This is a genomic window from Nguyenibacter vanlangensis, assembly GCF_013376155.1.
Taxonomy (GTDB): Bacteria; Pseudomonadota; Alphaproteobacteria; order Acetobacterales; family Acetobacteraceae; genus Gluconacetobacter; species Gluconacetobacter vanlangensis.
On record NZ_JABXXP010001016.1, the window covers coordinates 1 to 799 of the forward strand.

Annotated in this window: 1 pseudogene; it reads right to left on the reverse strand. The window is 70.8% G+C overall.

Annotated elements, in window-relative coordinates:
• A pseudogene (locus HUK84_RS20895) lies at positions 1-799 on the reverse strand (transcription-repair coupling factor); the annotation flags it as partial.

Below are 799 nucleotides of genomic sequence, written 5' to 3' on the forward strand. Positions count from 1 at the left end.
GAAGACGTTCTCGCGCCCCTCGGCGCCCGTGCCGCGGGCGAACAGGATGCCCGGCCGGCCGCCGGCATCGAGGCCCGGGGCGTCGTCGGGGCGGGCGAAGGGATTGAAGGTGACGACCGGATGGCCGGCCAGGATGCCGTCCCAGCCCTTGCGGTCCAGATACATCAGGTGCGGCGGCAGCGGGCGGTACGGGACCTCGCCCTCGCGCACCGGCTGGCGGCGGGCTTCGAAATGATCGGCGATCATTTCCAGCCTGGCGGCCAGGACCTCCTCGGCCTGGTGGGCCAGGATGACGGCCAGGCCCGGCAGGTAGTCGACCAGGGTCTCCATCTGATCGTGGAACAGTGGCAGCCAATGTTCCATGCCGGCGTGGCGGCGGCCGTCCGAGACGTGCTGGTAGAGCGGATCGGCGGCGGCGGCCGGGCCGAACAGGTCGCGCCAGCCGGTCCGGAAGCGCGAGATGCTGGCCTGGTCGAGCGTGAAATCGGCGACCGGCCGCATGACGAAGCGATCCAGCCGGTCCGAGGACCGCTGGCTGGCGGGATCGAAGCGGCGGATATTTTCGATTTCGTCGCCGAACAGGTCGAGGCGGACCGGTTCGGGCTCGCCCGCGGGGAAAATGTCGAAGATGCCGCCGCGGGCGGCGAATTCGCCGGGTTCCATCACCGTGTCGGTGCGGTTGTAGCCGTTGGCGACGAGCAGTTCGATCAGCAATGGCTGGTCCAGGCTGTCGCCGGCGGCCAGCGTGATCGACTGGCCGCGGAAGGCGGCCCGGGGGGCGACGCGCTGGACCAGGCCG